At 54.6% G+C, this 3,595-nt stretch carries 2 protein-coding genes; both read left to right on the top strand.

What is annotated here, in order from left to right; all coding sequences use genetic code 11:
* On the top strand, positions 1-2,699 hold a 2,699-nt coding region (locus MVK46_RS01640; protein WP_297534773.1), incomplete at its 5' end, for an MMPL family transporter.
* A 179-nt stretch (positions 2,700-2,878) separates the two neighbouring features.
* Positions 2,879-3,595, top strand: a 717-nt coding sequence (locus MVK46_RS01645) for a class I tRNA ligase family protein (RefSeq protein WP_297534774.1), incomplete at its 3' end; no start/stop codon positions are given.

The following is a 3,595-nucleotide window of genomic DNA, read 5'->3' on the forward strand; positions in this document are numbered from 1 at the left end:
AGGAGAACCTCCTCGCAGGGGCGCTGGCAGAGAAGCTTCCGGCAGAACAGAAGCCGTTGGCGAAGCCGATAGCGAAGACGGTCGTTACCTTCGACGCCAACGCAACCGGCGTTCTAGCGAAGGACCCCGAGGTGCTGGAGAAGGCCACGGTTTCACTGCTCGCTGAGCTCATGAAGGAGCACGGGGTTGAGCTTCCGGAGAGCGTTGTAAGTGAGGTCTACGACTCTGGCGGAAACGTTGCGCCGATAGCGAAGGAGCTGCTCATCGAGAAGACCGCCGAGAAGCTCCACAACGAAAAGGTCGCGGAGACCATAGTAAACGTCGTCGTTAAGAACCCGGAGGAGCTTGCAAAGGGAATAGGCATAAAGGAGGCCGTCAAGGAGATAATCACCGAACTCGCTGGCAAAACACCCGTAAACCTGGGGAAGGTAATAGACGAGATTTACGCCGGAAAGAGCCCGGACGAGATAGCCTACACCCTCTTTGAGCAGGGCGTGAACGAGAAGCTCGCAAATGTAACCGCTCCGGAGGACGTTAAGGAGACCCTCAAGGAGATAATGCTGACCGTTGCAAAGAACTACCCGATGAGCGATTCCCAGATTGAGGCCCTCGTCAAGGAGAAAACCGCGAAGCTCGTTGAGAAGTTCATAGCTGAGATTAAGCTCGGCGTCCCGCTGAAGGTCAACGCAACGCAACTCGTCAACATAGCCTTCCAGTTCAGGAGCGACCCGAACAAGATAACCAGAAACGACGTCAGACCCATAGAGCAACAGATTTATCCCTCGATATTCAGCCTCGCAAAGAACTACATAAGCATGCTGAAAAGCCTGGACAACACGACGATGCTCATAATGATGGTTCCCAAGAGCCTCAACACGACGAACCTTGAGGAGCAGAGCAGGTTCCAGTACGAGAACACCCTGAAGGCCAAGGAAATCCTCCTTGAGGAGATGAGAAAGTACTACCCCAACGCCGTCGCCTACATCAGCGGAACACCAGTGCAGACGTACGAGATGATACACTACGGTAAGGAGGACGACGCGAAGACGACGAGGTTCAGCTTCACCGGAGCGCTGATAGTTCTCTTCATAATCCTCGGGGCGGCGCTTTTAGCGACTCTCCTGCCGTTCATGGGTGTCGCAACGGCAACACTCACAGCTCTCGGAGTGCTCTACCTGCTCGCAAAGGGAAACGTTGTCAGCGTGGGCAGCTGGGCGCAGATGCTCACGATTACAACGGCCCTCGGTCTGGGTGTTGATTACTCAACGTACTACCTCTACAGGTTCAGGGAGTACGTAATCGAGGGCTACGACCACAACAAAGCGGCAAGCGAAGCCCTGAAGAGGGCAAAGGACGCCGTCCTTGCGAGTGCACTCGTTGACATGATAGCCTTCGCCTCCTTCGTTCTGGCCGGAGCCTTCCCGATATTCAAGGCCATGGGAATAATAGCACCAATAGCGGTGTTCATAGTCTTCATAGCCTCACTGACGCTGATACCTGCAATAACTGCCCTGATAGGAGACAAGCCTGCCTTCTGGTGGCCGAGGCACATAAAGCACATAAAGAACAAGGGCATAAAGAGGGAGAGCAGGATAGTCCGCTTCTCGGTAAAGCACGCAAAGGCAGTGCTCCTCATCGCGTTGCTCCTCGTGGTTCCAGCGGCCTACAGCTTCGTTAACTTCAACGGAACCCACGACATCAAGCTGTTCCTACCAAAGGACAGCGAGACCTACCACTTCCTCGAGGTCAGCCAGAGCAAGCTCGGTGCGGACGTTATGGGCGCAACATACGTTCTCATCAAGTTCAACCACAACGTTACCGACAGGGACTTAGCCACGATTAACGAGATTGTGGGGGACATTGAGAAAATCAATGGCGTCAAATACGTCTACACCGTGACCCAGCCCTACGGCAAGCCCGTGAACGCGAGCCTCGAAGAACTCAAGACCATAGGCGGCGGAAGGTACATCTCGACGACCGGCAACATGGTCCTCATAGAGGTCGTCAGCAAATACCAGGCCACGAGCAAGCCCGCACACGAGATGGTCAAGCAGATTAGGAACCTGATGAAGAAGTTCGAGGAGAGCGGCAGGATAGCGAAGGGCATGGTCGGAGGAGGAGCCGCTTTAGACCTCGACCTGAGCAACCTCATCAACAACATATTCTGGCACAGGATTCTGCCAGTTGCGCTGGTGCTGATGTTCATAGCGCTCATCCCGGCACTCAAGGGAATCCCGGCAGTCATCTCGACGATGGCGACAATTGGAGCAGGTGTCCTGCTCAGCATAGCGGTATCGACTTGGCTCTTCCAGAAGGTCTTCGGACAGGAAATCATGTGGTTCCTGCCGCTGATGGTCTTCATAGTCCTCATGGGCGTTGGCATCGACTACAACAGCTTCTACCTCGTCAAGGCAAGGGACGAGTTCGAGAGGAAGCCATCCAGGGAGGCCCTTATAACCGCGGCGGGGGCAATAGACATAGTCGTCATAGGCCTCGCGGCGGTTGTGGCAACGACATACGGAGCGCTCATGACGAGCTCAATGTGGGGAATGAGGGAGATAGGGTTTGCCCTTGCCTCGGGAGTCCTCATAACGGCAACCCTCGCAGTCTACTTCCTTGGACCCGCCATGATGAGCCTCTTCGGCGAGAAGGCTTGGTGGCCACTTCATAAGCCAGAAAGAAAATCCAAGGAAGAGTAAACCTCCTTCTCTTCTCCAATTTTTCCAAAAACCTTAAATACCCAAAGCCGTTACTCGCACCGATGCCGATGAGGGGGGAGTGTCTTCTCCGCTGGAATCACATCGGTGCCTGATTTCATCGATAACCCCTCTATTCTTGACTCCCGCTCTTTTGGAAAAACCTTGAGGAGGTTTTGGACATGAAAGTGGACTTCAAGGCCATTGAGGAGAAGTGGCAGAAGCGCTGGCTTGAGGAGAAGGTTTTCGAACCCGACAGAAACGCGAAGCCCAAGGAGAAGAAGTTCTACATAACCGTCGCCTTTCCGTACCTCTCAGGCCACCTCCACGTCGGCCACGCGAGAACCTACACGATTCCAGATGTGATAGCTCGCTTTAAGCGCATGCAGGGCTACAACGTGCTGTTTCCGATGGCGTGGCACATCACGGGAGCTCCGATAGTCGGAATCGCCGAGCGCATAAAGAACCGCGACCCGAAGACCATACACATCTACCGCGACGTCTACAAGGTTCCCGAAGAGATACTCTGGAAGTTCGAGGACCCGAAGGAAATCGTCAAGTACTTCATGAAGGCCGCGAAGGAGACCTTCATAAGGGCCGGCTTTAGCGTGGACTGGACGCGCGAGTTCCACACTACCTCACTCTTCCCGCCCTTCAGCAAGTTCATAGAGTGGCAGTTCTGGACGCTCAAGGACATGGGGCTGGTCGTTAAGGGCGCCCACCGCGTTCGCTGGGACCCGGTTGTTGGAACTCCCCTCGGCGACCACGACATAATGGAGGGTGAGGACGTCCAGATTCTCGAATACGTGATAATCAAGTTCATCCTCGAGGAGAACGGCGAGAAGGTTTATTTGCCCGCGGCAACGCTCAGACCCGAGACCGTCTACGGCGTAACCAAC

The organism is Thermococcus sp. (genome assembly GCF_027066465.1).
Classification (GTDB): Archaea; Methanobacteriota_B; Thermococci; order Thermococcales; family Thermococcaceae; genus Thermococcus.